Raw genomic sequence first — 26,084 nt, forward strand, 5'->3', positions numbered from 1 at the left:
TGTTCCCGTTGCATCAGTATAACGGTATTGTCAGAAGTATCGTGCGACGCATTACCCAAAGTGCTGTCTTGTGACCTGGGGAAACGATAAGTTCGCATATTTTATGTGACACGGCGGTCGCGGGGGAGTGCCACAATGCGAAGCGTTCCGCCTGGGAAGCGGAGCACAGGACGAGAGAGTGAAAGAGGGAGGGACCATGACGAACATGTTGGAGAATGCTCAGGTGTCTCGCCGCACGTTCATGAAGGGCTCGGCGCTGGCCGGCCTGGGTGCGGCTGCGATGGGCACGGGTGCCGTGTCGCTGTTCGGCTGCTCGCCGAGCGCCGACGGCGCGAAGGGCGGCGACGCCGCTGCGACGCAGGCCGTCGAGGAGACCACGACGTGGGGCCACTGCGCCATCAACTGTCCCGGCCGTTGCAGCCTGAAGTTCCACGTGCAGGACGACGAGGTCGCCTGGGTGGAAACCTACACGAGCAAGGACGCCGGCTTCGACGAGGTGCAGCCTCGCGCCTGCCTGCGCGGTCGTACGTACCGCCGCTGGCTCGCGAACCCCGACCGCATCAACTACCCCATGAAGCGCGTCGGCAAGCGCGGCGAAGGCAAGTTCGAGCAAATCTCGTGGGACGAGGCCGTTGACACGATCGCCAGCGAGCTCAAGCGCATCATCGACGAGTACGGCAACGAGTCCGTGTACATCCCCTACGCGACGGGCGTGAGCTCCACGACGGCTCGCTCGCTGCCGCGTTTCATGAACTGCATCGGCGGTTGCCTGGGATCGTACGGCGACTACAGCGCCATGCAGATGGAAATGATCGTGCCTCACACCTACGGCGCATCGGGCTTCAGCGGCAGCACGCTCAACGCCGCCGAGGACGCCGCGCTCATCCTCGCGTTCGGCACGAGCCCGACCGAGACGCGCCAGGGCGGCGCCGTGTCGCACTACGACTGGGTGCATCTGCGCGAAACCACGAAGGGCAAGATGATCTACATCGACCCCCGCATGAACGATTCCGTCATGGGCCGTTCCGCCGAGTGGCAGCCCATCAACCCCGGCACCGACGCCGCGCTCTGCTCCGCCATCGCGCACGAGCTGATCGCGAACGACCTGGTGGACAAGGAGTTCCTGGACACCTACTGCGTCGGCTACGACGAGGACACCATGCCCGAGAGCGCCAAGGGCCAGAGCAAGTCCTACAAGGACTACATCATGGGCACCGGCTACGACATGGTGGAGAAGACCCCCGAGTGGGCCGCCCCCATCTGCGGCATCTCCGCCGACCGCATCAAGGAGCTGGCGGCCGAGATCGGCGCTGCCAAGCCGCTGTACGTCGTGCAGGGCTGGGGCCCGCAGCGCCGCAGCAACGGCGAGCTGAACTGCTGGTCCATCATGATGCTGCCGCTGCTGACCGGCCAGGTCGGTCTGCCGGGCACGAGCAACGGCTGCCGCGAGGGTTCGTACTCCATCAGCCTGCAGTCCCTGCCGGCCGGTGACAACCCCATCAAGGCGAAGATCCCCGTGTTCCTGTTCACCGAGGCCATCGACCATGGCACCGAGATGACGGCGCTCAACTCCGCCGTGACGGGCGCCGACAAGCTCAACCAGAACATCAAGTGCATGCTGAACTACGCCGGCAACTGCCTGACGAACCAGCATGGCGACATCAACTACGCGCACGACATCCTTGCCGACGAGAGCAAGTGCGAGTTCATCGTGGTGTGGGAGACGGCCATGACGGACTCCGCCAAATACGCCGACATCCTGCTGCCCGACCTGTTCCGCTTCGAGCAGGTGTCGCAGATCGGCACCGGCGGCGACAACGCGTACATGATCAGCGGCCAGCCGTGCACCACGCCGAAGTTCGAGCGCAAGACCCTCTACGATGCCCTGACCCTCATCGCCGACAAGATGGGCGTGAAGGAGCAGTTCACCGAGGGCAAGACGCAGGAAGAGTGGATCAAGGAGCTCTACGAGAAGACGCGCGAGAAGGACACCGAGCTGCCGACGTACGACGAGGCCATGGAGATGGGCGTCTACACGCGCAAGAACCCGAAGGGCGCGACCATCGCGTTCGAGGCGTTCCGCAACGATCCGGCGGCCAACCCGCTGGACACCCCTACCGGCAAGATCGAGATCTACTCCGAGACGCTGGCCGGCATCGCCGCCACCTGGGAGCTTGGCGAGGAAGATCTCATTTCGCCCATCCCGGTGTACACGCACGGCTTCACCGAGACCGACGTGCCCACCGACGAGTTCCCCTTGCGTTGCAGCGGCTTCCACTATCGCGGTCGCACGCACTCCTCTTGGGGCGGCATTGAGCTGCTCAAGGAAGTCAACCCGCAGGAGGCGTGGATCAACCCCGCCGACGCGAAGGAGCGCAGCATCAAGCAGGGCGACAAGATCCGCGTGAAGAACGCGTTCGGCGAAATCGAGCTGCTGGCGAAGGTCACGCCGCGCGTGGTTCCCGGCACGGTGTGCATCTCGCAGGGCGCATGGCACGACGCCGACATGTACGGCGATCGCGTCGACAAGGGCGGCTGCATCAACACGCTGACGACCCATCGCCCGTCTCCGCTGGCGAAGGGCAACCCTCAGCACAGCAACATCTGCCAGGTTACCAAGGCGTAGGGCGACGAGCCGCAGAAAGGGTGATATACCATGTCTCAACAGGCATTCTACTTTGACGGCACGCGCTGCACCGGGTGCAAGACCTGCCAGATGGCGTGCAAGGATTACAAGAACATCGATCTGGGCATCTCGTTCCGCCACGTGTACGAGGTGACCATCGGCGACACCGTGAAGGACGCCGACGGCATCCTGACCACCACGTGCGTCAGCTATCCGCTGTCCATGTCGTGCAACCACTGCGATTCGCCGATCTGCTTCGAGAAGTGCCCGCAGAGCGCCATCATCAAGGACGCCGACACGGGCCTCATGTCCATCGACGAGGAGAAGTGCATCGGCTGCGGCACGTGCGCCATCGTGTGCCCGTACAACGCGCCGAAGGTGGACGAGGAGAAGAAGAAGGCCGTGCGCTGCAACGGCTGCGCCGAGCGCGTGGCCGCGGGCGAGAAGCCGGTGTGCGTGGAGGCCTGCCCGGCCCGCGCCCTGGACTTCGGCACGGCCGAGGAGATGGCGAAGATGGGCGAGCGCGGCAACATCGCTCCGCTTCCCGACCCGTCCGAAACCACCCCGAACATCTTTATCAAGGCATCCGCGGACGCTCAGCCGGTGGGCGCGGCGGAAATCGCCAACCCGCTCGAGGTCGCGTAGCAGGACTGTTCGCGTACGACGCCACGGCCCCTCTTCCCTCCGTGAGGGGCTCGTGGCAATCTGCGGCGCGAGGCGCACGTCTTGGCGGGGTACGCTAAAATACAGCGTACCCCGCTTTTTGGGATAGGGGGAGCGCTTGCGGTTCCGTGTTGACGAGAGGAGGTCGCCACATGTCCCAGCAGGCTTTTTTCTTCGATGGAACGCGTTGCTCAGGGTGCAAAACGTGCATGTTCGCCTGCAAAGACGCCTACGACCTCGACGTCGGCACCGCCTACCGCCGCGTGCTCGAATACACGGGAGGCGATACGGTTCGCAACGGCGACGGCACCTTCGGCTCCACCTGCTTCTCGTACAACGTGTCGGTGGCGTGCAACCATTGCGACGATCCGGTGTGCGTGCGCGTGTGTCCCACCGAGGCCATGCACAAAGACGAGCAGACCGGGCTGGTCAGCGTCAACGACCGGCACTGCATCGGCTGCGGATACTGTCATCTGTCGTGCCCGTATAGCGCTCCGCGCGTCGATCGCGTAAAGGGGCACTCGGTGAAGTGCGACGGCTGTATCGAACGCGTGGCCGTGGGCGAGAAGCCGGTGTGCGTCGAGGCCTGCCCGGCTCGCGCGCTGGACTTCGGGCCGGTCGGCGATATGGAGAAGCTCGGCGAGCGCGCGGCCATCGCGCCGTTTCCCCGGCCCGAGGCGACCGTGCCGAACCTGTTCGTCAAACCGTCCGCCGATGCCCGTCCTGCGGAATCGAAGGACGGCGTCGTGGCGAACCTGTTGGAAGTTGGATTTCGGGCAACCGATAAGGAGATCATGGAATGAGCGAAGAAGCAACCGTGCCGCTGTCCGAGGATGTGCGCGAGGCCATCGCGTTCGTCGGCGAGACGCTGGGGCCGTTCTACCTGCAAGACCCGGTGAAGGGCGATGCCGGCCCGGCCTTCGCGGCCATGGCCGCGATCGACGTTGCGCAGGCCGCCGTGGAGTGGCCGTTCGTCGACGAAGCCGAGGCGCGGTGCGACCTCGATCTCATGCGCTCGGGGTTGGCGGAAGGCATCGACGCCGACGGCCTGGTGTGGGAATACCGCCGCCTGTTCATCGGTCCCGCGCCGAAGCCCGCGCCGCCTTGGGGCTCGGTGTACACGGATCGCGAATGCGTCGTGTTCGGTGCGACCACGTTGGAGCTGCGCGCGTGGATGCGCTCTCACGGCATCGCGCGTCAGACGGACGACAAGACGCCCGAGGATCATGTGGGCCTCATGCTGGTGCTCATGGCCTGGATCGCGCGCAACCAGCCGCAGGATCTAGGCGAGTTTCTGCGGCTGCATCTGCTCACCTGGTCGTCGCACTTCCTCGACCAGCTGATCGAGGCGGCCGGCCAGCCCTTCTATGAAGGTCTCGCGCGTCTCACGAAGGCTTCGCTCGAAGGCATTCAGGCCGAGTTGGGCCTGGACGTCGTCTACCCGAGGTTCTACCGCTAGGATAGCCTGCATGATTTCAGGATTCGATACCGCGCTCGGCGAGATTACGCTCGTGCTGTTCACGACGTTGGCACCGTCGGGCGTGGTTGCGTTCATCTGCATGGGGCTTCCCGTGCTGGGGCGCGGCGCGTCCGTTGCCCTGCGTCAGCGGCTCAACGTGTTCTTGGGGTTGCCCCTCGTGGTTGCCATGGTGGGTCTCGTCGCCTCGGCCACCCACCTGGGCAACCCCGCTAACGCGCTGTACGTGTTCCTTGGGGTGGGACGCAGCCCCTTGTCCACCGAGGTGTTCTGTGCGGTGGTGTTTCTGGCGCTGGCCGGATTGTATTGGCTGTACAACTTCGTCGAGCATCCCAAACCGCAGTTACAGCGAGCGTGGCTCGTTCTGGCCATGCTGGCGGGCGCGGTGTTCGTGGCTGCGGTGGGCTGCGCCTATGCCGCCGACACCATAGTGTCGTGGCACACGGTGTACGTGCCGCTCAATTTGATGCTGAACGCGCTGGTGGGCGGCCCCATACTCGCCATCGCGGGGCTGCGCGCCGCGGGTTACGAGCCGGTTGAAGGCCGTATGGGACGCGTGCTGACGATGGTGGCCGCTGCGGCGTTGGCCGTGAACGTGGTGACGTTCGGCGTGCAGGGTGCGGATTTGGCCTCGATCGAGAACTCGTATCTTACGGCGGCGGAACTGGTGCCCTCGTACGGTTTGATGGTATGCGCGTTCGGCGTGCTTGGCATGGCGGGCATTGGCCTGGACGCCGTCGAATTGTGGCCTCGACGGGTTCGGCTGTCGGTCGGGCGCGCGGCGGGAGCTGCCGTGCTCGTGCTGGCCGGCATCTTCGTCATGCGGTTCGCGTTCTACATGATGCACATGACGGTGGGTCTGGGCGTATAAGCCTAGGAGTCCTTGTCCGCCTCGAAGAAGCAGAAGTGCGCCTTGCCCTTCGATTTCGCTCGATACAGCGCGCGATCGGCGCGCTCGTACACCGTCTTGAACGCGATGCCGTCCTGCGGCACCATGGCGATGCCGGTCGACACCGACAGCTCGATCACGCGGTTGTCGGGCAGCGTCGCGTTCCAAGGGCCTTCCGACAGCTCGACCAGGCGCCTCTCGATATCGTCGCGCTCCATGTCCTCGCAGTACACGACGAACTTGTCGCCGCCCCAGCGGCAGATAAGGTCGCCCTTCCTGAACGCACCGCACAAATGCTGCGCCACGTCGGCCAGCACCGTGTCACCCGACAGGTGGCCGTAGCGGTCGTTCACCTGCTTGAAGTCGTCGAGGTCGATGATGGCGAACGCGCCGCGGTAACCGCGCTGCAGCGTGCGCTCCAGCGCGTTGGCCATGCGCACCGAGGCGCTTTGGCGGTTCAGCAGGCCGGTCAGCGCGTCGTGCTCGGCCTTGTCCTCCAGATCGAGCTCGCGACGCTTGCGCTCGTCGATGTCGGTGACCGACAGATAGGCGTACACGTAGCCGTCTTCCTCGAGCTGCACCATGCGGTAGCTCAGCTCCATCCAGCGTTCATCGTCGTTTTCGCCGAGTCGGTACTCGAGGGAGTCGTTGCGCTCTCCGTCGGCGAAACGCTGCAGCATGTCGTCGAAATCGAGGAAGTTCTCGATGGCTTCTGCGTCCTGGCTTGGGCCGATGTATTTGCCAAGGCGGTCTTCGAGCATGCTGCTCGACCAGTCGTCCAGCGAGATTCCGGCCCAATAGCGCCATGCGCGGCGATCGGCCGAGTTGAGGAAGCTCTTCGTGTTCACGTTGATATACCAGTGATCCACCGCGGCGCCCTTGAGGATGTCGAGCAGCCGGTTGTCGTCCGAGCGCGTCAGTTTCGCCCGCGAATCGTTCAAAGGATCTTCCAGGTAGCCGATGACGCGGGCGGGCTTGCCGTTCGCGTCTGGCACGATCTCGCGTTCTATATGCAGCGTCAGCGGCTCTCCCGTATTCGACCATACCTTGATCGTGCGAGAGGCAGGTCTGCCCCATAACGTTTCGCGCGACAGCCTCCGCAGGACATTGCTCACGTCGTCGCCCAGGCTGGCGGTGTCCTCCTCGTCCGCCGAGGCGGCCAAAAGGGAGGCGATGCCGTTCGACGAGAGGTTCTGGAACGACAGTCGGTCGGAAGCGATGTCGTACACCCACACGTTCAGATCCGATTGCTGAATGATGCGATGCAGGACCTCGTCTTCCAATTCGAGCACCGCCTGCGACTCGCGCAGCTCGTCTTCCTGCTGTTTCTGCTCGGTCACGTCCGCCAGCGAGGCGAAGAAGATGGTGCGGTCTTGCTCGCGGCGCAGGAAGAAGGCGCGCATGCGCATCCACATGATCTCGCCGTTCAGTCGGTACCGACGAAAGGTGGCTTCGGCTCCCGTGACGGGGCGCTCGTACGCTTCGGCGAACATGCTTTGTACGAGGGGCAGATCGTCGGGGTGCACTTGGCGTGAGATCCGGTTCTGTCGTTCGCGCAGATCGATCGAGTTGCATCCGGTGACGTGGTAGTACTCGTTGTTCACTTGCAGCAGCTCGAAACGGTCGGCGTACACGGCGTACACGGCTAAGCCGCCGATCAGGTTGTTTACAGCAGCGCGGCTTACCATGTCGTCGTGCAGCAGCGCGTTCACGTCGATGAGCTCCATGCTGGGGTTCAACACGCCTCGGTAGTCCACGATGCCGTCCTGCGACAGCAGTTGCTCGAGCGCCTCGGTAGACATGGGACGGTAAAAGTAGTAGCCCTGCGCGTAATCGCAACCTATGCCTTGCAGGAAGTCCACCTGCTCCTTCGTCTCGGCGCCCTCGGCGATGATGCGCAGATCCATGAATCGAGCCATGGACACGATGGCCTCAAGGATGCTTTCGCTGCGTTGAGACTGATCCTGTCGAGCGAGGAAGCCCATGTCGATTTTCAAGATGTCGACCGTGATGTCCTTCAGCATGTTGAGCGAGGAATAACCGCTGCCGAAATCGTCCATGAGGATGGTGAAGCCGAGTCCTTTGAGACGGGCGACCGCATCGGCCATTTTCTCGTCTTCTGCGTACGCGCTTTCGGTGATCTCGAGCTCTAGCAGGCGATGGTCGAGGTCGTATCTTGAGACCAGGCCTTCCAGCGCTTCGACCACGTCGATGGCGTACAGGTCGGCCCGGGAGATGTTCACCGATACGGGAATGGGCACACCGCCGCGATCAATCCATGAACGGATATGGCGGCACGCTTCCTCCCATACGTACAGATCGAGGCTGGCGATGAAGTTGTTGCGCTCGAGCACGGGGATGAACGCGCCCGGCATGACGATGCCGCGCGAAGGGTGCTGCCAGCGCACGAGGGCTTCGAGGCCCACGATGCGCTCGGTGCGCGTGTTGCATTGCGGTTGCCAGTGCAGCACGAACTCATGGTTCGTCAGCGCGCGCTTCACCTCGAGCAGGATCTTCGCCTCGGTCTCCATCTCCTCGGTCATCTCGGCTTCGTACCAGGCGATGCGCTTGGTGTAGGCGCCTTTGACGGAGTTCATGGCGATCATCGCATGGTCGCAGGCGGTGACTACGGACACGTCCGGGCTGTCGATGGCGCACACTCCGAAAGCGGGCTGGAACCCGATGGTGTCCTCGGAATCGAACGGCTCCTTCTTCAGCTCGCTTTCCACGCGTTTTTCGTCGATCAGGCCGTGAGGCAGCAGCAGCGTGAAATCGTCGCCGCCCAGGTAGCCGGCTATGCCGCCGTGCTTACGGGCGATCTCCCCGATACGTGAGGCGATGGCGCGCAAGATGGCGTCGCCTGCTTCGCGCCCATGCCACTCGTTGTATATTTTGAAGTGCTCGATGTCGATGTACGCTGCATCGTACGCGATGTCGGGCATGTCGGCTACCAGGTGTTCGGCTTTGTCGTAAAACGTAGCCGCATTGTACAGGCCGGTCAGCTGCTCGCGTTCGCGCAATAGCTGGATTTGCGAGCGTTCTGCCTGATCCGTGCGTCGCTGCATCTCTTCTTCGATGTCCGCGATGAAGCACATGACCACGCGCTCGCCGCTTCCGCCGCGCTTGACGGGTGCCACGGTCAGCGACGTCCAGCTCCATGCCCCCGATTCGAGGTGCTTGCGGAACTCTCCGCGCAGTGCGCCGCCTGCTTGTTCGATGCGGTCGAGCAACGTGTCGAAATCCCAGAACGCATGGAAGCGATCGCGGTCTTCGGGGTGGATCATGCGGTCGCGCACGTCGGGGAACATGTCGCTGATGCGTCCCTCGAGCGGAGGCGTCGTGAATTTTCCGGGCTCATGGTAGAGAATCTTGTATGCATCGTCGGTGAGGTTGAGTTCGAACAGCTCATCGTAAGATGACGGCTCGCTCAACGACGTGAACAAGCTGCGGCTGTGCTCGTCGACGGGATGGCCGGAGAACAGCACGCAGGGGCCTTCGTTGAACCAGTCCAGCTCGAGGCAGGTTATCTCGTACCAACTTCCCGTGCGCGCGCTGTAGATGACGCTTTGCGTCGCGTGCTCGTTCGACTCGGCGTTCCAGGGGCAGTCCTTGCACGGTTCGCTTTGCCCGCGGAAGCATTCGTAGCAGAGTTCGCCCACTCGTCCACCGGGGAATACACGACGGGCCGCACGGTCGAGATACACGACGCGATACGATTGGTCGATGACATACGTATGGCCTTGCGTCGAGGCGCTTTTTCGTCGGCTGCCCGGCATCGGATCTCCTGTCTCAAGCTCTTTGATCCATTGTAGGGCTTCGGCGACGGGTTGGGTTCGGCAGGCGCAAAATGATGCCATGGTCTCCGGTTGTTCGTCCGTGTGCGGACGCCCACGAGGCGTCCGCGCCGGCTTTTCCGACGACGTGAACGGGAAAAGAGGAGATGGTCGGGATCGGGGCATGAAGATGCCCGGCGGTCCGCGATAGGGGGAGGGGCGGACGGCCGGGCCGATGGGTCGATCTGGTTCGCCGCATGAGGGGAGGGGCGGCGGCGCAAGATCGAGGCAAGCGGGGCCGGGGGAGGGGGATCGCCCCGCTTGCCTCGATCGGTTCCGGGAAGGCTGCAGTTTCCTTCCCGGAACGCGACCGGGGTGCCGCCCGGCATCCGAAGATGCCGGGCGTCGTGCGGTTAGTACATCAGGACCACTGGGTAGCCCAGCTGGTAGATCAGCACGCGAAACATCACGGAGGTGGCCAGCGCGCCGATGGCGGCGACGACCATGAGCGTCTTGGAGGCGCCCACCTTCTTCTTCGCCACGAAGGCGCAGGCCGCAGCCACGATCACGGAGACGATGGAGCCCCAGAACATGGGCGCTCCCGCGCCGGACACCATGACGGTCATCAGGCTGTCGACGTGCGTGGGGGCCGTGGTCATCGATGTCGGGTCGGCGTAGTAGCCGAATTGCGCGATCTTCGCCATGGCGCAGGCGATGACGAACACCACGTCGGCCACGATCTGCACGAGGGCCGCGATGAACGTCAGCTGGATGCCCGTCGCCTCGACGGCCTCGTCCTTCTTCAGGATGGAGATCAGCCAGACGGCCGCGGCGCCCAGGAGGCACGCGTTGCCCAGATAGAACGCCACGAGCGCCAGGCCCCACGCGGGACGGGCCGGCATGAGGTAGGAGTGCGCGGTGGCGACCATCATGAGCACGGCAACCGCGAGGGTCGCCCAGGCCAGCGCCTTGGGAACGGGCTTGCCGCCTCGAAGGACCACGAACCATGCGACGATGACGATGGCCAGCGCCACGCATCCGATGAGCTCCTGGGTGATGCCCGACGTGATGTGCCCGAAGCCGTTGAAGATGCGCTCCCAGTGCTCGAGGTGCAGGAAGGCTCCGATGCCGCCTACCACCAGCGAGACGGCGGACGTGATGAGCGCGGTCATCTGCAGGTTCCTGCCCTGGCCCTTGAGCGCCAGGATGGACATGCCGCCCAGCGTGCCGCAGGTCAAGCATACGAACAGCGTGAAGATGACGAGAGGCCACTGCGTTTCCATTACTCATCACCTCCTTCCCAGTGATGGTCGCGTAGGATGTAGGAGTACGACGGCTTGTTGCCCACGTCGGGCAGCTTGTGCACGTCGGCGTCGGTGAACGGCTCCAGGAACTCCACCATCTTGCGGCGCTTGCCCAGCGGGTCCTCGGAGCCCTCGAACGACTCGTAGCCGGCCTCGGTGTCGCCGATCCAGCGGGCGTTGCCGCCGCACTGGCTGACGCACTGGGGCAGCTCGCCCTGCGACAGCTTCTGCTCGCACAGCGTGCACTTCTCGACGACCTTCTCCTCCTCGTTGAGGTAGCGGACGCCGTAGGGGCAGGCCATGACGCAGAACTGGCAGCCGATGCACTTCTCCTTGTCGATCTGGATGGAGCCGTCCTCGGCCACGTGCGACGCCTCGGTGGGGCACACCTTCACGCACTCGGGGTTCTCGCAGTGCTGGCAGCTGATGGGCAGGAAGTACATGTACACGTCGGGGTACTGCCCTGATCCGCCCGGGATGGGGTTCGGCCCCACGCGCACCACTTTGTTCCAGTAGCTGCCGATGGGCACGTTGTTGACCGCCTTGCAGGCGACCGAGCACGCCAGGCAGCCCACGCACCGGTTGAGGTCGGTGATGATAGCCTTCGTCATGGTTTACTCCCTCCCTTCGTAGGTAGGCAGCCATTCCTTCAGACGGGGGTCGTCGGAGGTATGGATGATGGGCGTGCCGGTGGAGTCGCACGGCACGGGGTTGTTGAACGGCGAGTTCTCGGGCGTGGCCTTGTAGATCTTCACCTGGTAGGCGCGCAGGTTGGATGTGCCGGAGTGCGGATCCTGGGCGTAGTGGTCGATCAGCTGGTTCACCTGGGAGAACTGCCAGCCGTGGCCGGCGTCCTTCACCTCGGGGTACCACCACGTGTGCTCGAGGTTGATGACGTCTTCCTTCACGCCGTAGTACAGGTCGGCCACTTCGCGGATCTTGCCCCATTCGGTTTCGATCCACACCCAGTCGCCCTGCTCGATGCCGTACTCGGCGGCCGTCTTCGGGTTGATCTCCACGCGCGGCACGGGCCACAGCTCGCGGCACCAGGGCAGCTGACGATGCTCGGAGTGGAAGTACACCGGGATGCGACGGCCGGTGGTGGCGGTCAGCGGGTACTCCTTGATGCGGTCGCCGTCCTTCGGGCCGTGAGGCGGCTCGGTGTAGGTGGGAAGCCTCCACTCGGGATGGTCGGGATGGTGCGATTCCATGACGGTGGACCAGATCTCCTGCTTCATCGTCGGGGTGAACCAGCCCGGCTTCCAGTCGCCGATGCCCTTGCCGGCCGTGTAGTCGAGGCGGCCCCACACGCGGTCGCGTGCGCGCATCGCGCCGGTCTGGTAGCGGCGGTACGTGCCCCAGTTGCGCGGCTCGATGTCCTTCGCCTGCCACCAGCCGTGCTCCTGGAAGGCCTTGACGTACTCGTCCCACGTCTTGTACTTGGGCGTGACCTCGGCCATCGGAACGCCGTGGCGCTCGAACGTGGGCTTGCCGTTCTCGACGTGCCACGTGGTGTAGGTCAGCTCGTCGTCGGTGAGCAGCTTGATGGAGTCGTCCAGCTGCCAGTTGATGTCGGGCCACTCGTTGCCCGGCTCGTCGGTCCACTTCCAGTTCATGCGGCGGGCGAGGTCCATGACGATCTCGGGATCGTACTTGGCTTCCGCGGGCGGCTGCACGCACTTGACCGTGGCGCCCATGGCGCCGGCGGAACCTTGGCTGGCGCGCGGCGAGTTGAGCTCGATCCAATGGGCCACCGGCAGGATGATGTCGGCGGTGTCGTTCTGCGGCGTGTGCCACAGGTTGAGGTCCACGTAGAAGTCAAGCGAGCACAGGGCCTCCCAGGCGCGCGTGGTGTTCGTCTGGCTCATGAAGTTGCCGGACTCGTTCCAGAGGGCGCGCACCGGGTAGGGGTCGCCCGTGATGACGGCGTCCCACAGCGAATGGCTGTCGCACCAGTACTGCCACCAGCCCAGAAGCGGGAACTTGTCGATGCCGATCTGCTTGCGGTTGACTTCCTCCGGCGGGGTGGTGGCGCCGGGGGCCCAGGCGCTGAAGCCCTGGAGGTCGCCGTCGATGGGGACGATGGTCGGGCCGCGGTTGCCGCCCGGGGTGTCCATGTTGCCGGTGATGCCCACGAGGTTGTCGAAGGCGCTGCAGTTCTGGATGGCGCTGCAGAAGTGCTCGACCGCCAGCATGTACTGGATGCCGCCGTTGCCGTAGCCGGTGGACGGGTCGATGCGCGTGCCGTAGGCCGTGGCCGCCGCCTCGATCTCGGAGGCGGGGATGCCGGTGATCTCGGCCGCCACCTCGGGCTTGTACTCGGCGGCGCGGGCCTTGTAGTGCTCCCACACCGGCTTGACCTTCACGGTCTTGCCGTCCTTCAGCGTGATCTCGAACTCGCCTTCCAGCGCGGGGTCGATGGCGGGGTCGAACGGCATGGGATCGGGCAGCCAGCCCTGCGTCTGGCCCGGCAGCAGGTTGTCCTGCGCGGCCTCGCGGCCTTGGCGCGCCTTCTCGGAGTCGTAGTTCTCGCCCTCCCAGAAGCCGCCGGTCTCGTCGATGACGCCTTCCTGGTCGGCGTTGAACCAGGTGAACGCGCCGTACTCGTGCTCGACGCCCTCGGCCTTCAGCTTCTCCCAGTTGTTGTCGTACACGAGGAACTTATAGGGGCTGCCGCCCTCCTTGATGTCGCTTTCCTTGAGCAGCGCGGTTTTCACGTCCCAGTAGGAACCGTCGGTGCGCACGGTGGGGAAGCCGGAGGGCTCCATGTCCTCGCACACGAGGAACGGGGCGTTCGTCCACTTCTTCACGTACAGCTCGTCGTAGAGCTTCTTCTCGATGATGACGTTCGTCCAGGCCAGGGCCAGGGCGCCGTCGGTGCCGGGGCGCAGGTGCTGCCAGTAGTCGGCTTCCTTGCCCATGTTGGCCATGCGGGGGTCGACGCTGATGTGCACGTCGGCGCGCGATGCCACGTCCACCGTGGTGCGGCAGGAGTCGTCGTAGTTGGACAGCTCGGACGCGCCGCCCCACTGCACGTACACTTTCGGGCGCGTGATGGTTTCCATCCACGACATGGCGAACTGCGACACCATGGTGGTGGCGAAGTGGCGCGGGCCCTTGCAGATCTGCCAGGCCTCAACGTTGTTCGGCGTTTCCAGCATGTTCTTCAGGATGGACTCCGAGTGCATGCACCAGATGCGCGACGTGCCCACCTGGCAGGCGATGGCCTCGCCGCCGTGCTTCGCCTTGATGTCCATGAAGTTGTCCACGATGGACTGCATGGCCTCGTCCCACGAGATGCGCTGCCAGCCGGGCTCCTCGCCCTTCGGGTTCGTGCGCTTCATGGGATAGTGCAGACGGTCGGGGTGGTACGCCGCCTGGATGGACGACTGCGACTTCGTGCAGCAGTTGCCCATGGACTGGAACGCTCCCTCGTCGCCCTCGACGCGTATGGCCCGCCCGTTCTGGACGATGACCTTGACGCCGCACTCCATCTTGCCGCAGCCGCGGCAGCACGTTTTCACGGCCACGGTGTCGTTGCCGGACACGCTGCTGTACGTCTCTTCGGCCAGCGCGGTGTGCGTCGAAGCGCCGAACGCCGCGGCTGCCGCACCGGTGATGGCGGCGGTCTTGACGAACGTGCGTCGTGACATGGTCAGGTTACCCATACTCCTCCTCCTTCTTTCTCCTCGTTCTCGTCTTGCTCGTCTTCGTTCGGGCGATCGGGGAGGGGGGCTTCCGGGCGAAGCCTCGGGCTCCGGACCGGTGCAAAGTCCCCGTGTCGCTTGGGTTGACCATACGGATGCGAGGGGATGCAGAGCATCGTTCAAAGGTTGGAAAGCGGGTTCGACCGCATCATAAATTCTTATGATCTTGTGATCATGAAAAAATCGATGACGATTTGAACTGGAAAAACATCAAACGAAGGTCATAAACTATTCTGAAACTAGAATAACTTCCTCAAAGAGGGATGCTCATCTTTTCCGTATAATCGAACCCGTCGACAGAGGGGTCGGCGCGAGCGACGTTCCGTACGGGCTCACAGGGGGTGGGGCATGGAAAAGCTTCGGAGTGCATGGGATACTGCGTTGGGGACGAGCCTTTCCCTCACGCGCATCGCGGGTGCGGCCTTGCAATGGCTTTGGATGCTCATGATGTTCTACAGCATCGTGCCGTACGGCTTCTCGTCGGACGTGCGCGGCTCGCTGTACGTCAGCCTGATCATATCGCTGGTGGCCATGGTGGTGACCATGCTGTTCGTCTCCGTCATCGTGCGGCGCGAGCGGGTGAGCGGCAACCGCTCCATCGTGCTGGGATCGGCCATCATGATGAGCGCGGGCAGCGTGCTCACGCCGTTCTCCGATCCTACCACGCCCGTCGGCATGCTGGTGCTGGGCCTGAGCGCGGTCATGACCGGCACGGGCTCGGCCGTGCTGTTCTTGTGCTGGATCGAGCTCGAGTCGGGGCTGGGAGGCCGCTTGGCGCTTGTGGAGCTTGCCTCGTCGCTGTGCATCGCGTTCGTCGTGGGGTTCTTGCTGATCGTAGGGCCGGCGATACCCGTCATCGTGCTCATCGTTGTCATGCCCGTGCTTTCGGCGGCAGCTCTCAGGCGCAGCGCGCCCGATACGCCGCAGCTGCCGCGCGAGCCCGAGCAGCCTTTGTCGCGCCATACGGCGACCCTGTTCGCGAAGGCGCTTCTGGGCGCGGTGCTCATCGGCATGTTGATGGGGTTCTTCGACGTGGTGTCGGGGTTCAAAACCTACGAGGTGCAGGACATCTTCGGCACGTACCTGTTTCTGGCGGGCTTCATCGGAGCGTTGGCCGTCTGCCTGATAGCCGTGTTCCTGCAGCGCGACAGCGTGTTCTTCTCGTACCGCGTCTCCATGCTGATGCTGTGCTTGGGGTGCTTGTCCACGCCGTTTATGGCCGACAACAACACGTATTCGAGCGCGCTTATCTTCGGCGGCTACCACTGCTTCGTGCTGGTGCTGTGCGTGGTGTGCATCGACGTGGCGTCCAGCTTCCGTGTGAGCCCGGCGCGGACGATCGGCCTGGGGTTCGTGGCGCTGTACGGCGGCGAGACTGCAGGCCAGCTGTTCGCCCATTCGCTGGAGGCGACCGGGGTCAGCATGTTCGACCTTACGCTGGTCACGCTGGTGGCCGTGTCGCTGCTGTTCATCGCGCATTTGTTCCTGTTCACGGAGACCGACCTCATCAAAATCGGCATCGGCGAGGTCAGCCTGATGGGCACGGTGCCCGAAGAGGCCGCCGACGACCCGGCCGACCCGGTGGATCCGTGTGCGCTGATCGCGGAGCGCTTCGCCCTGTCGCCGCGCGAGACCGATGTGCTTCCGCTGCTGCTGGAGGGGCGCACCATCTCGCGCATCCAGGAGACGCTGTTCATCTCGGCGGGTACGGTGAGCACGCACATCCGCCACATCTACCAGAAGACGGGCGTGGACAACCGCCAAGAGCTCATCGACCTGGCCCACGAGACGGCCGCGCAGGACGAGGCGGTCTGAGGCGATGGAGACGGCGTATCTGCACGAGTTCGCGAAGGTGGCCGAGTGCGGCAGCTTCACGGCGGCTGCGCGCGAGCTGCATCTGACGCAGTCGACGCTGAGCAAGCACGTGGCCTTGTTGGAGCGCGAATTCGGGGCCGACCTGTTCGTACGCGACCGCAGCGGCGTGAGCCTGACCGAGGCGGGCGGCGTGCTGTACGCGCAGGCGCGGCAGATGGAGAAGCTGCTGCGCGCCACCGAGCTGCTGGTGCGCGCGGCGCGCGACGGGCAGGCTGCGGGCTCGACTGCCGGTGTCGCGGCGGGCGAGGGTGCTGTCGACGGCTCGCCCGCGGCCGCGGGGGACATGGCGCTGCGCTGCAAGTGCCGGCTCGCGGCCGAGCGCTGCGGGCTCGACCGGCGCGAGCTGGGCGCGCTCATCCTGTACGTGGAGGAGCACGGCTTCGAGACGATCCAGGGCGAGCTGGCGCTGACGCGCGACGAGGTGGCCGACGTGCTGGGCAGCGTGTACCGCAAGCTGGGCGTGGGCGACAAGCAGGAGGCGCTCGATTTCATCCATTCCGTTTCGGAATGATGGTAGACGCGCCCGCGGCGGTTGGGCATACTGCGTAGAAGTGAAAGCGCTATGAAGCTGGGGGGCTTCGAGCAAAGGGCTTCATCCGAAGAATGGATGGAGACCGAATATGAGTGCTTGTACTGCTGCGTCCGTCGAAGACGCGGCGAACAATCTTCTTGAGGAACTGAATAGCGGCGCGAAGTGCTTGTGCGTGGAGCACGATGCGTCCGACGACGTTGCGCCGGCGTTGCTGCGCGCGGCTCGCGCTCGCGTCGAGGCGGGGTCGAACGTGCGCGTCGTGTGCGCCGACGCCGTTGCAGCCGCGCGCTTTCGGGCGCTTGCGGCCGACGATCCGCTGCTGGGCGCGCTCGACGTGGTGTCGGTGCGCGAGCTGGCCCTCTCGATTCTGGGCGATGCGCGGGTCGGCGACGCCGTGGGACGCGACGCGCGCGTGCTGGACGAGAACGAGCTGGCCGTGCTCATGGAGGACGTGAAGGTGAGCGGCCTCAAGCCGGGCCGGCTGCGCGAGATGCTCAAGTTCTTCTACAAGAGCATCAGCGACTGCGCCGACGATGACGAGCGCTGGCTGATCACCGCCGAAGAGCAGACCGTGCACGCCATCCTCACCGAGAACCTGGAGGCGCGCCGCGCGCTGCTGCCGTGCGAGGTTTCGTCGCTGGCGTATCGCGGCCTTGTGAAAGCCGAGGTCGAGCGCGAGCCGCTGACGCTGGTGGCAGACGACTTTGGGTCGCTCAGCAAGGCGTCGCAGCGCCTCGTGCGCCATCTGGCGACGGACGGCCTCGTGGCGGCCGGCCGCACGCTGGCCTCGTCCAGCTCCGAGGAGCCGTACCCGTGCTTCGACGGGTTCCGCGCGCTTGCCGACGAGGCCGACTGCCTGGTGACGCTGGCGTGCGAGCGGCCGGCCGCGGCGCGCGAGTCCCGCGCGCTGGACGACCCGGCGGCCGAGTTCGCGTTCGCGGCGGCGTCCGTGGGGGAGTGCCTGGTCGATGGCTTCCGGCCAGGCGACGTGGCTGTGGCCGTGCCGAACGCCGCTTGGGGCGAGCGCATCGCCGCCGAGCTGGAAGGGCGCGGCATCGCCGTGGAGCGCGGGTTCGACAGCGGGAAGATAAAGGGCGACCCGCGCACCGAGGGCCGTTACGCCGACCTCAAGCTGGCCGCGTTCCTGCGGTTGTACCTCGATCCGCACGATTTCACGTCGCTGCGCTCGTGGCTGGGGTTCGGCGATTGGCTGCTGCGCTCCGATGCGTTTTTGGAGCTGATGGCGTACGCGCGCGACCATGAGACGACCGTGCCCGAAGCCGTGGCGCAGCTGCGCACGCAGCGCGACGCCGACCGCTCCTCGACGATCTTCGGGAAGTTCGACGGCCCGCTGGACGAGCTGGACGAGCTGCTGCGCGCCTGCGCTGGCGGGTTGTCGCGCGATGCTGCCGTAGCGCTGTTCGAAGCGCACGGAATGCCGTTGTCCCCGCGCCACGTGGAGCTGCTGGGCGACGACCCTGCGCATGCGGACATCGAGCGCCTGGCGCGCTGCGGGTTCGCGAAGCCGGTGGAGAACGTCGCGCGCGACGCCGTGCATGTGGTCTCCTATGCGCGCTGCCACGGGCGCCATGTGCGCACGGTGTTCGTCACCGGCCTGGTGAACGGCTTCTTGCCGGCGAACGACGCCGTGGACGACAAGTTCACCATCGACCATCGGCGCGTGGCGCTCGAACGCGAGCGCGCGCTGTTCCTGGACGTGCTGTCCTGCGCGAGCGAACGAGCGGTATGCACGCGCTTCGTGCGCGACCTTTTAGAGAACACCGCGCTCACCAAAGTGCAGACCTCGCGCGTGTTCGTGCGCGACGGCGAGCGCTTCGCGCGCGTGACGCCGTCGGAGTTCGCGTCGCTGACCGACGAGGTGCTCTCTCCTGCGCCCGACGCGCCCCGCGAGCTGCCGACAAAGGTGCTGTATAACGTTTCGACGGTCTGACGACCGTCGAACCTGCTCGACGCTGCGACTTCGCGGGGCGCCCGTCCTTGGCACGATCCCGAAAGCTCGCGTACCGAAGTACGCTTCGCCTTCGCGATCCCGCCAATGTCGGGCACCGCGCGAACCCTCGCTGACTTTATCTGACAAGTGAGCTTGAAAGGACTGATAGATATGAGCGATGTCGATGTATTCGTGATCGATGACGATTTCGATCCCCTGGCCGACCTGAGCCTGGACGACGGCGAGCGGGACGATGCCGAGGCCGACTACCTGCCGCCCATCCCCGATGCCGACAAGAGCGTGGTGCCTCCCGTGGTGCCGTTGTCTGCGACCGAGCGCATCGAGAAGCTGCTGGCGGGCATTCCCGGCCAGCAGTTCCGCCTGCTGCACGCCGTGGAATTCTGCACCGAGCCGAAGACGATGGACGAGGCCGTGGCCGATTTGGACGCGGCGTATCCGAACACGACGAGCGTGTACGGCTCGGCGCAGGTGGTGCAGCTGCTCGAGCGCGACGGCGCGCTGGAGCGCATCGTGGACGAGGACGCCGCCCATGCGGCCGCCGGCGACGCTGCCGATACGCCCGCCGAGGACGAGGGCTTCATCTCGGTGACGCCCGCTCCGCCGTGTCGCTACCGTGCCACGCAAGCGGGCCTCGATGCCGTCGCGGCGCACGTCAACGAGGGCCTCGTGGCGGAGCGGATCAGCGAAGACGAGCGCTATCTGCCCATCTTCCAGCGCGTGCTTGAGATGTGCGCGCGCGAAGGAGGCTGCCCCACCAAGGAGCTGGACCAGGCGGTGGACGGCGACCCGCTGTGCCAAGAGCCGCGCCGCTTCTGCGGGTTCTTCCGCGGCAAGCTGGAAGAAACAGGCGCCATCGAATGGCGCGACGCCTGGACCATCACCGATCTGGGGCGCAGCGTGCTCGCGTCCGGCTTGTTCGCCGCTGCCTCCCCGTCCGAACGCTAGAGAAGGAGCCACCCATGTCCCACGATCAGGAAACCACCATCGCCGACGTGCTGCGCGGCCGCATGGCAACCTACCAGTTCCTCTCGCGCCTGTTCCGTGTGGAGGTGGATCAGGAGCTGTACGACACGCTGGTGTCCATGCGCTTCCCGACGAACACCGGCAACGCGCTGGTGGACGAGGGCTACCGGATGATCTGCGGCTATCTGAGCCAGGCCGACGGCACGGTGCTTACCGAGCTGGCGGTGGACTACGTGCGCGCGTTCATCGGGTCGGGCAACGACGGCTTTTCGGCCGCGTACCCGTACGAGTCGGTGTACACGAGCCCGAAGCGCCTCATGATGCAGGACGCTCGCGACGAGGTGCTGGTGCTGTACCGCGCCTTCGGCTTGGACAAGCAGGAAAGCTGGAAGGAGGGCGAGGATCACATCGCTCTTGAGCTGGAGTTCGAGCAGATCCTATGCGAGCGCGCTATCAGGGCGTACGAGGCCGGCGACGAGGACGAGTGCCTGAAGCTGCTGCTGTCGCAGCGCAACTTTCTGGAGGACCACCTGCTGGCGTGGTACCCCATGATGGCGGCCGACTTGCAGAAGTTCCCGCAGACCGACTTCTACAAGGGCCTGGGCAAGCTGACCGACGGCTTCCTGCGCAACGACCGCGAGTTTTTGGACGCCGCGCTGTCCGAGAACGAAGCGGAAGTCGAGGTTGCATGATGGACGAGCACGGCATCGAGCCCAAGCGCGATGCGGGCCCCCGCGTGTCGCGCCGCACGTTCGCCCTGGGAGCCGTGGGAGCGTGCGCCGTCATCGGGCTGGGCGGCGTGAAGTACCTGCCCAGCGCAACGTTGCTGCGCCCGCCGGGCGGGCAGGACGAGGAGCAGCTGGTGCGCGGCTGCCTGCATTGCGAGAAGTGCCGCGAGGTGTGCCCGAAGCATGCCATCGCCCCCGCTCATATCGAGGACGGCATCTTGAACGCGCGCACGCCGCGCATGGACTTCAAAAGCGGCTGGTGCGATTTCTGCGAGAACGAGCCAGGCGGGCCGAAGTGCGTCGCGGCGTGCCCGACGCATGCGCTTTCGTGCCCCGATCCGTCGCAGGCGATCATCGGCAAGGCGGAGATCAACCGCGACTGGTGCCTTGCCGCGAAGGGCATGGGCTGCCACGAGTGCGTCGACGTGTGCAACTACGAGGCGCTCGAGCTGGGCGCCGACAACGTGCCGGTGGTGGACGTGGATGCGTGCAACGGCTGCGGCGCCTGCGAGCTGGCGTGCATCTCGCTGTCGGCAGGTTCCATCACGGCCGGCGCCACCGATCGCGCCATCGTCGTCCGTCCGACCGAAGAAGTGGAGGCGTGAGCAGGATGAAGAAGCTCAAAACCTATCGGCTGCGGTTCCTGATCATGCTGGCCCTGCTGGCCGTGGTGGCCGTGGGGTACTTCACGGCCGGCGGCATCGGCAACTTCTGCGGCATCGGCTTCGAGTCCATCACGCTGCTGTGCCCCCTGGGCGCGCTGCTGGCCATGATCGCCGAGCGCACAGCCATCCCGATGGCCGTGATCAGCGTTGCGGTCGTGCTGCTGGTGTGTATCGTGCTAGGCAAGGTGTTCTGCGCCTGGGCGTGCCCCGTGCATTTTATGTCGCGAGGTAGGAAGAAGACCTGCTATTAGGAGTCAAGGGGGAATCCGAGACTTTTTGATAGGAACCTTGAAAAGTGAATGCGAGATAAGAAAGCGCACGCCAACACCCGGCCCCATGCAGGGTGCCGGGCATTGGCGAAGTTCGGTTTTTGCGATCGACGTGGGCTTTCACGCCTCCTTCAGGTGGCCGGGGCGGTGGTTGCGGGGAGGGGCCGGCTCGTAGGGCCGCCCTTCCTTCATCACCGCCAGCGCCACGCCCATGAGCTTGCGGGCGACGCCCGAGAGGGCGACGTAGTGGTGCTTCCCGTCCACGCCCCTCTTCCTGTCGTAATAGTCTCCGAAGTAGGGGTCGTTCTTCCTGGCGCAGTCGGCGGCCTGCATGAACGCCCATCGCAGCGCCCCGGGCCCTCGCTTGGACATGCGCCCGTCGGACCTCACGGTCTCGCCGGACTCGCTTCTCGTGGGGTCCATGCCGGCATAACCCATGAGCCTGTGGGGGTCGTCGAAGGCGTTCGGGTCGCCGATCTCGCCCGCGATGACGGAGGCGAGGGCGACGTCTATGCCGGGGATGGTGACGAGCCACTTGCCCTGCGTCCGCTCCAGCAGGCGGGCCAGCTCCCTTTCGACCTCCTTGACCTGGTCCTGCACGAAGTCGAGCTCCTCCATCAAAAGCCTCGCCTCGAAGGCGAGCGTCTTGGAGCCGAACCCGACGCCCACGGATTCCTTGGCAAGCGCTTTGAGCCTCTCGGCCTTGGCTCGCCCGCACCTCCCGCGCGAAGCCTCCCTGAGGATGCGCTCGAGCGTCCCGACGTCGGTTCCGAGCACCTGGTCGGGCGTGGCGCAGTGCTGCAGCAGCTCGCGGCGGGTCGGACAGTACGCGTTGCTGAACAGGCCTGCAAGCTCGGGGAACGTCCTATCGAGGATGGCCGTCGCCCTGTTCTTCAAGGCTGTGGAGCGCTCCACGAGCGACATCCTGTAGCGGGCGAGGTTGCGCAGCTCCTCGGTCGCCTCGTCGCCGAGCGCCGAGGGCGAGTAGCGCTTGTAGCGGACGAGGTCGGCGATCATCGCGGCGTCAAGGGCGTCGGTCTTGACCTTGCGGACCGTCCAGACGTCGCGGAAGGCGTCGGTCTGGACGGGGTTGATCACCGCGGCCTCGTAGCCGTGGGAGGAGAGGAAGTCGAACAGGGCCACCCAGTAGCGCCCCGTGGCTTCCATTCCGACCAAGCTGTTCTCCGGGGTCGCGTCAGCCTTGCGAAGCCTCTTCAGCATCTTCGCGAAGCCGCTCGCCGTGTTGTTGAACTTGAACGACTCGACGACGGTGCCCCCGTCCTCGTCGACGGCGCTTGCGACGTGGCTTCTCTTGGCGATGTCTATCCCGATGCAGATCATGGCGTCCTCCGATCCCTCGCTTTATGGTGAGGCAGAGGATCTTCCTCTGGCAACCGCAGGCGCAACCTCATTGGATATACGGCGCCGCGCGCCATCCTGCCTAATTCGCGTCCACCTGCGGGCCGGAGGCGCCAGCCTTTTTTGAAGAGCCTGGCTCCTGGGGGGGGGTGCGGCAAGCGCCCTCCGCCCCATACGCATCCCTTATCTCACATTCGCGTCTGCAAGAAAAGAGCGCGGCCACTGCGCGAGAAGTGGCAAGAACAATATATGAGGGGGACAAGGAGGGTAAAGGGGGCAAGGTTGCTTCCCCTTGCTCCGCGTGCGCTTCCCCCTGCGGCAAAGCCAAGGGCATCAAGATCGACAGCCGCCATGGCATCCTTGCGGCGGCGTTGGGCTCCTCGCTCGTCTTCGGCTTTCCGGTGTTCTGCCTCGTCTGCCCGATCGGCCTCACGTTTGCCACGGTGCTGCTGGTCATGCGCCTGTTCGCGTTCGGCGACGCCACGTGGACGGTCGTCGCCTTCCCGGTCATCATCGCGTTGGAGGTCCTGCTGCTGCCGAAGTGGTGTCAGCGCTTCTGCCCCCTGGGCGCGCTGCTTTCGCTGTTCAGCGGGCTGAACCGGACGTTCCGCCCCCAGATGGACGCCGAGAAGTGCCTGCGCGAGGGTCGCGGCAAGGCCTGCAACCTGTGCGAGCAGGCATGCCCCGAGGGCATCAACCTGCACGATGTCGCGGCGGGCGAGACCACGCTCAACGATTGCAGCAAGTGCCGCGCGTGTGCCGACGTGTGCCCCGAGCACGCCATCACGTTCCCGTTGCTGCCGAAGAAGCAGGCGCAGGCGACGCCGCTGCCCGTCGACGACGAGATCCCGGAAAGGGGGTAGGTCATGTCCCTGATCAACGGCCTGCTGGCCCTGCTGGGCGAGATCGAGAGCGATGCCATCGCCGTGCACGAGGAGCGCTGCATCTCGGTGCGCAACCGCAATGCCGACTGCCTGCGCTGCGTGGAGGCGTGCACGTCGGGCGCGCTGGCGTACCGCGCGGGCGAGCTGCTCGTAGAGCCCGAGCGCTGCATCGGATGCGGCACGTGCGCCACGGCGTGCCCCACCTGCGCCATCGAGCTGCGCAACCCGACGGATGCCGAGCTGACGGCGCAGCTCAAGCACTCCATCGTGGCGACGAAAGGCCATCCGGTCATCGTGTGCGAGCAGGCGCTCGAGGCGGCCAACGTCGCGGCCGACGATGCGTCGGCCGCGTGCGCGGTGCCGTGCCTGGGGCGCATGGACGAGTCGGCGCTCGTGGGGTTGGCGGCGTACCGCGCCTTCGACGCGACGCTGGCCTGCGGTTCGTGCGAGACGTGCCCACATGCTCCGGGCGGCGCGCTCGTGCGCGAGGTGGTGGAGGGCGCGCGCAACCTGCTTGAGGCGTTCGGATCCTCCATGCCCATCGACCTGGAGGAATGCGTGCCCGAGCGCGTGTTGGAGCCCGGCGGGTCGCACGGCCAGGCAGGCAGCGACGGGGTGGGGCGGCGCGACTTCTTCCGCTCGGCCAAGGACGCATCGACCCGCGCAGCTGGCGCGGCGGTGGCCGAGGAGTTGGGGATGGTCGAGGCCGAGCCCGTTCCTGCGGCGTATCGCAAAGTGGGCGCAGATGGGACGCTGTCGCAGTTCGTCCCCACGCGCCGCGTGCGGCTGTACAACTACCTGCAGCACGTGGGGCAACCGACGGCCGACGAGGTGGAGACGCGTGTCATCGGCGCCGTGTCCATCGATGCCCAGAAGTGCAGTTCGTGCCGCATGTGCGCGGTGTTCTGTCCCACGGGCGCCATCAAGAAGCTCGACGAGGGCGGCGTGTTCGGCATCGTGCACCGTCCGAGCGCCTGCATGCAGTGCCGCCTGTGCGAGCACATCTGTCCCGAGCAGGCCATCGCGGTGAGCGGGCGCGTGCCTATCAAGCAGTTCATGGGCAAGGAAGCCGTGTGCTTCGCTATGAAGCGTCCAACCTGGACCCCGAACAAGCCCTCATCGATGTACGATAAACTGCACGCGACGCTCGGCGAACACTTGGAGATGTGCATGTTCTAGGGAAGTTCCGGCGGTTTGTCGGCCGCCGGAACTGCTCGACGCTGCGGAGCTCCCTGGCACCCGATCTCGCGTCGAGGCCGAGGACTCGCGTACCGAAGTACGCTTCGCCCTCGCCCTCCCCACGATCTCGGGCACCAGGGAGCCCCTCGCTGACGCTACGAACGACCGGTGATTTTGGAGGAACGAACGCATGATCAACTACACGCTGCCGGATTTCACGGTGGGGCTGGGGCTCAACCTGTTCTTCATCCGCTTGCTGGAGCAGCGCCCGGCGCTGTTCCAGGACGGCGTGCGCATCGACAGCGTGTACGGCTGCTTTCCCGCGTGCGACCTGAACGGCGGCCGCGCGTTCTTGCGCGAGCGAGCCACGCCCCGGCAGATGGAGGAGGCGTTCTCGCTCTTGGCCGAGCACGGCGTAAAGGCGCGTCTCACGCTGACGAACATGCTGGCCGACGAGGACGACCTGCGCGACGAGTACCTGAACGCGATGCTCGCCATCGCCGGCCGCTACGATGCCGAGGCCATCGTGTACGCCGACCTCGTGGGCAACTACGTGCGCGAGCGCTACGGCATGCGCTGCGTGCTGTCCACCACGCGCGCGCTGGCGGACGCAGCCGAGGTCAACCGCATGACGAAGCGCTACGACTACGTGGTGCTCGACTACAACCGCCACAAGGATCCGGCGTTTCTCGCGGCGCTCGAAGACCGCGACAAGGTGGAGGTCATGGTGAACGAGTTCTGCGCCTACCAGTGCCCGCATCGTGCACAGCACTACCTCCACAACAGCGAGGATCAGCGGTCGGGCGCGATGCGCCCCTTCGAGTGCGTTGCGAAGCGCGCCGATTTCTTCGACCACGAGCCGGGCCACCCGGTGATCTTCACCGATCAGGAGGTGCGCGACCTGCACGACGAGTACGGCATCGGGTACTTCAAAATCGTCGGCCGCGGCGTGGCCTTCCAAACCGTGCTCGAGGCCTACGCGTACTACCTCGTGCGCCCCAAGTACCGCGAAGACGTCAAGCGCATGGTCATGCGCGCCGCAGGGTAGGGGCGGCGGGGAAGAGCTGCTGGTTTTGCATGGGGTCAGGCGTCTGTTGCACAAAAACCCGTGACGTGCGATCTGAACCGATGTTTTCTTGTCGCCCACTCTGATCGGTTTTGAAGAATCCCCAGGTCGTTGAATCGCCCTCGATTGCAGTGCGCGGTGCATTCGCGAGAG

General features: G+C 65.2%; 20 protein-coding genes. 15 read left to right on the forward strand and 5 right to left on the reverse strand.

From position 1 onward, the window contains the following. Positions 1-196: 196 nt before the first annotated feature. The 5 genes from ELEN_RS02315 to ELEN_RS02335 all read left to right on the forward strand — a co-directional run bounded on the left by ELEN_RS02315 (position 197) and on the right by ELEN_RS02335 (position 5,637). Positions 197-2,626 (forward strand): DMSO/selenate family reductase complex A subunit, encoded by a 2,430-nt coding sequence (locus tag ELEN_RS02315; RefSeq protein ID WP_015759993.1) that lies wholly within the window; start codon positions 197-199, stop codon positions 2,624-2,626. Positions 2,627-2,656: 30 nt separating this feature from the next. Beyond that, complete coding sequence (locus ELEN_RS02320; RefSeq protein WP_015759994.1) at positions 2,657-3,271, forward strand: 4Fe-4S dicluster domain-containing protein; 615 nt, start codon at positions 2,657-2,659, stop codon at positions 3,269-3,271. Positions 3,272-3,441: 170 nt separating this feature from the next. After that, entirely contained in the window at positions 3,442-4,092 is a 651-nt protein-coding gene (locus ELEN_RS02325) for a 4Fe-4S dicluster domain-containing protein (protein WP_015759995.1), read from the forward strand. Beyond that, entirely contained in the window at positions 4,089-4,748 is a 660-nt protein-coding gene (gene dmsD / locus ELEN_RS02330) for a Tat proofreading chaperone DmsD (RefSeq protein WP_015759996.1), read from the forward strand. The genes ELEN_RS02325 and dmsD overlap by 4 nt, the downstream gene beginning before the upstream one ends. Before the next feature lie 10 nt (positions 4,749-4,758). Then, positions 4,759-5,637, forward strand: a complete 879-nt coding sequence (locus ELEN_RS02335) for a dimethyl sulfoxide reductase anchor subunit family protein (protein WP_009607929.1) — start codon at positions 4,759-4,761, stop codon at positions 5,635-5,637. 2 nt (positions 5,638-5,639) lie between these two features. Here ELEN_RS02335 and ELEN_RS02340 read toward each other — a convergent pair whose 3' ends face one another. The 4 genes from ELEN_RS02340 to ELEN_RS02355 form a co-directional block, all read right to left on the reverse strand. Next, on the reverse strand, positions 5,640-9,431 hold the full coding sequence (locus tag ELEN_RS02340) for an EAL domain-containing protein (RefSeq protein ID WP_015759997.1): 3,792 nt from the start codon (positions 9,429-9,431) through the stop codon (positions 5,640-5,642). Positions 9,432-9,841: 410 nt separating this feature from the next. Then, complete coding sequence (locus ELEN_RS02345; RefSeq protein ID WP_015759998.1) at positions 9,842-10,711, reverse strand: dimethyl sulfoxide reductase anchor subunit family protein; 870 nt, start codon at positions 10,709-10,711, stop codon at positions 9,842-9,844. Beyond that, positions 10,711-11,343 carry a 4Fe-4S dicluster domain-containing protein gene (locus ELEN_RS02350; protein WP_009306099.1) on the reverse strand — a complete coding sequence of 211 codons (633 nt, stop codon included), beginning with the start codon at positions 11,341-11,343 and terminating at the stop codon, positions 10,711-10,713. The genes ELEN_RS02345 and ELEN_RS02350 overlap by 1 nt, the downstream gene beginning before the upstream one ends. A 3-nt stretch (positions 11,344-11,346) precedes the next feature. Then, positions 11,347-14,400, reverse strand: coding sequence for a molybdopterin-containing oxidoreductase family protein (locus tag ELEN_RS02355; protein ID WP_015759999.1), 3,054 nt, complete (start codon positions 14,398-14,400; stop codon positions 11,347-11,349). Between the two features lie 387 nt (positions 14,401-14,787). On the opposite strand from ELEN_RS02355, the gene ELEN_RS02360 reads away from it, so the two are divergent. The 7 genes from ELEN_RS02360 (at position 14,788) to ELEN_RS02390 (ending at position 21,425) form a co-directional block, all read left to right on the forward strand. Further along, entirely contained in the window at positions 14,788-16,254 is a 1,467-nt protein-coding gene (locus tag ELEN_RS02360) for a response regulator transcription factor (protein WP_015760001.1), read from the forward strand. 4 nt (positions 16,255-16,258) lie between these two features. Continuing rightward, on the forward strand, positions 16,259-16,825 hold the full coding sequence (locus ELEN_RS02365) for a LysR family transcriptional regulator (protein WP_009608208.1): 567 nt from the start codon (positions 16,259-16,261) through the stop codon (positions 16,823-16,825). A 109-nt stretch (positions 16,826-16,934) separates the two neighbouring features. Continuing rightward, the gene (locus ELEN_RS02370; protein ID WP_015760002.1) at positions 16,935-18,797 is read left to right on the forward strand and encodes a DEAD/DEAH box helicase; all 1,863 of its coding nucleotides are present in this window, start codon (positions 16,935-16,937) and stop codon (positions 18,795-18,797) included. A gap of 171 nt (positions 18,798-18,968) precedes the next feature. Continuing rightward, positions 18,969-19,763, forward strand: coding sequence for a hypothetical protein (locus ELEN_RS02375; RefSeq protein ID WP_015760003.1), 795 nt, complete (start codon positions 18,969-18,971; stop codon positions 19,761-19,763). A 14-nt stretch (positions 19,764-19,777) separates the two neighbouring features. Then, the gene (locus ELEN_RS02380) at positions 19,778-20,473 is read left to right on the forward strand and encodes a TorD/DmsD family molecular chaperone (RefSeq protein WP_009306105.1); all 696 of its coding nucleotides are present in this window, start codon (positions 19,778-19,780) and stop codon (positions 20,471-20,473) included. After that, the gene (locus ELEN_RS02385; RefSeq protein ID WP_009306106.1) at positions 20,473-21,114 is read left to right on the forward strand and encodes a 4Fe-4S dicluster domain-containing protein; all 642 of its coding nucleotides are present in this window, start codon (positions 20,473-20,475) and stop codon (positions 21,112-21,114) included. Before ELEN_RS02380 ends, ELEN_RS02385 begins: the two co-directional genes overlap by 1 nt. Positions 21,115-21,119: 5 nt before the next feature. After that, positions 21,120-21,425, forward strand: coding sequence for a 4Fe-4S binding protein (locus tag ELEN_RS02390; RefSeq protein WP_009306107.1), 306 nt, complete (start codon positions 21,120-21,122; stop codon positions 21,423-21,425). Between the two features lie 138 nt (positions 21,426-21,563). Here the strand turns inward: ELEN_RS02390 and ELEN_RS02395 are convergent, their stop codons facing one another. Further along, positions 21,564-22,784, reverse strand: a complete 1,221-nt coding sequence (locus ELEN_RS02395) for an IS110 family RNA-guided transposase (protein WP_015760004.1) — start codon at positions 22,782-22,784, stop codon at positions 21,564-21,566. A 251-nt stretch (positions 22,785-23,035) separates the two neighbouring features. Here ELEN_RS02395 and ELEN_RS02400 point away from each other — a divergent pair, with 251 nt between their 5' ends. From ELEN_RS02400 to ELEN_RS02410, 3 genes are all read left to right on the forward strand, one after another. Further along, positions 23,036-23,665, forward strand: a complete 630-nt coding sequence (locus ELEN_RS02400; RefSeq protein WP_015760005.1) for a 4Fe-4S binding protein — start codon at positions 23,036-23,038, stop codon at positions 23,663-23,665. Between the two features lie 3 nt (positions 23,666-23,668). Beyond that, the gene (locus ELEN_RS02405) at positions 23,669-24,865 is read left to right on the forward strand and encodes a 4Fe-4S dicluster domain-containing protein (protein ID WP_009306110.1); all 1,197 of its coding nucleotides are present in this window, start codon (positions 23,669-23,671) and stop codon (positions 24,863-24,865) included. A gap of 190 nt (positions 24,866-25,055) precedes the next feature. Next, a complete protein-coding gene (locus ELEN_RS02410; protein ID WP_009306111.1) occupies positions 25,056-25,913 on the forward strand; it encodes a hypothetical protein in 858 nt (285 codons plus the stop codon). Positions 25,914-26,084: the final 171 nt, after the last annotated feature.

This window comes from Eggerthella lenta DSM 2243 (assembly GCF_000024265.1).
Taxonomy (GTDB): domain Bacteria; phylum Actinomycetota; class Coriobacteriia; order Coriobacteriales; family Eggerthellaceae; genus Eggerthella; species Eggerthella lenta.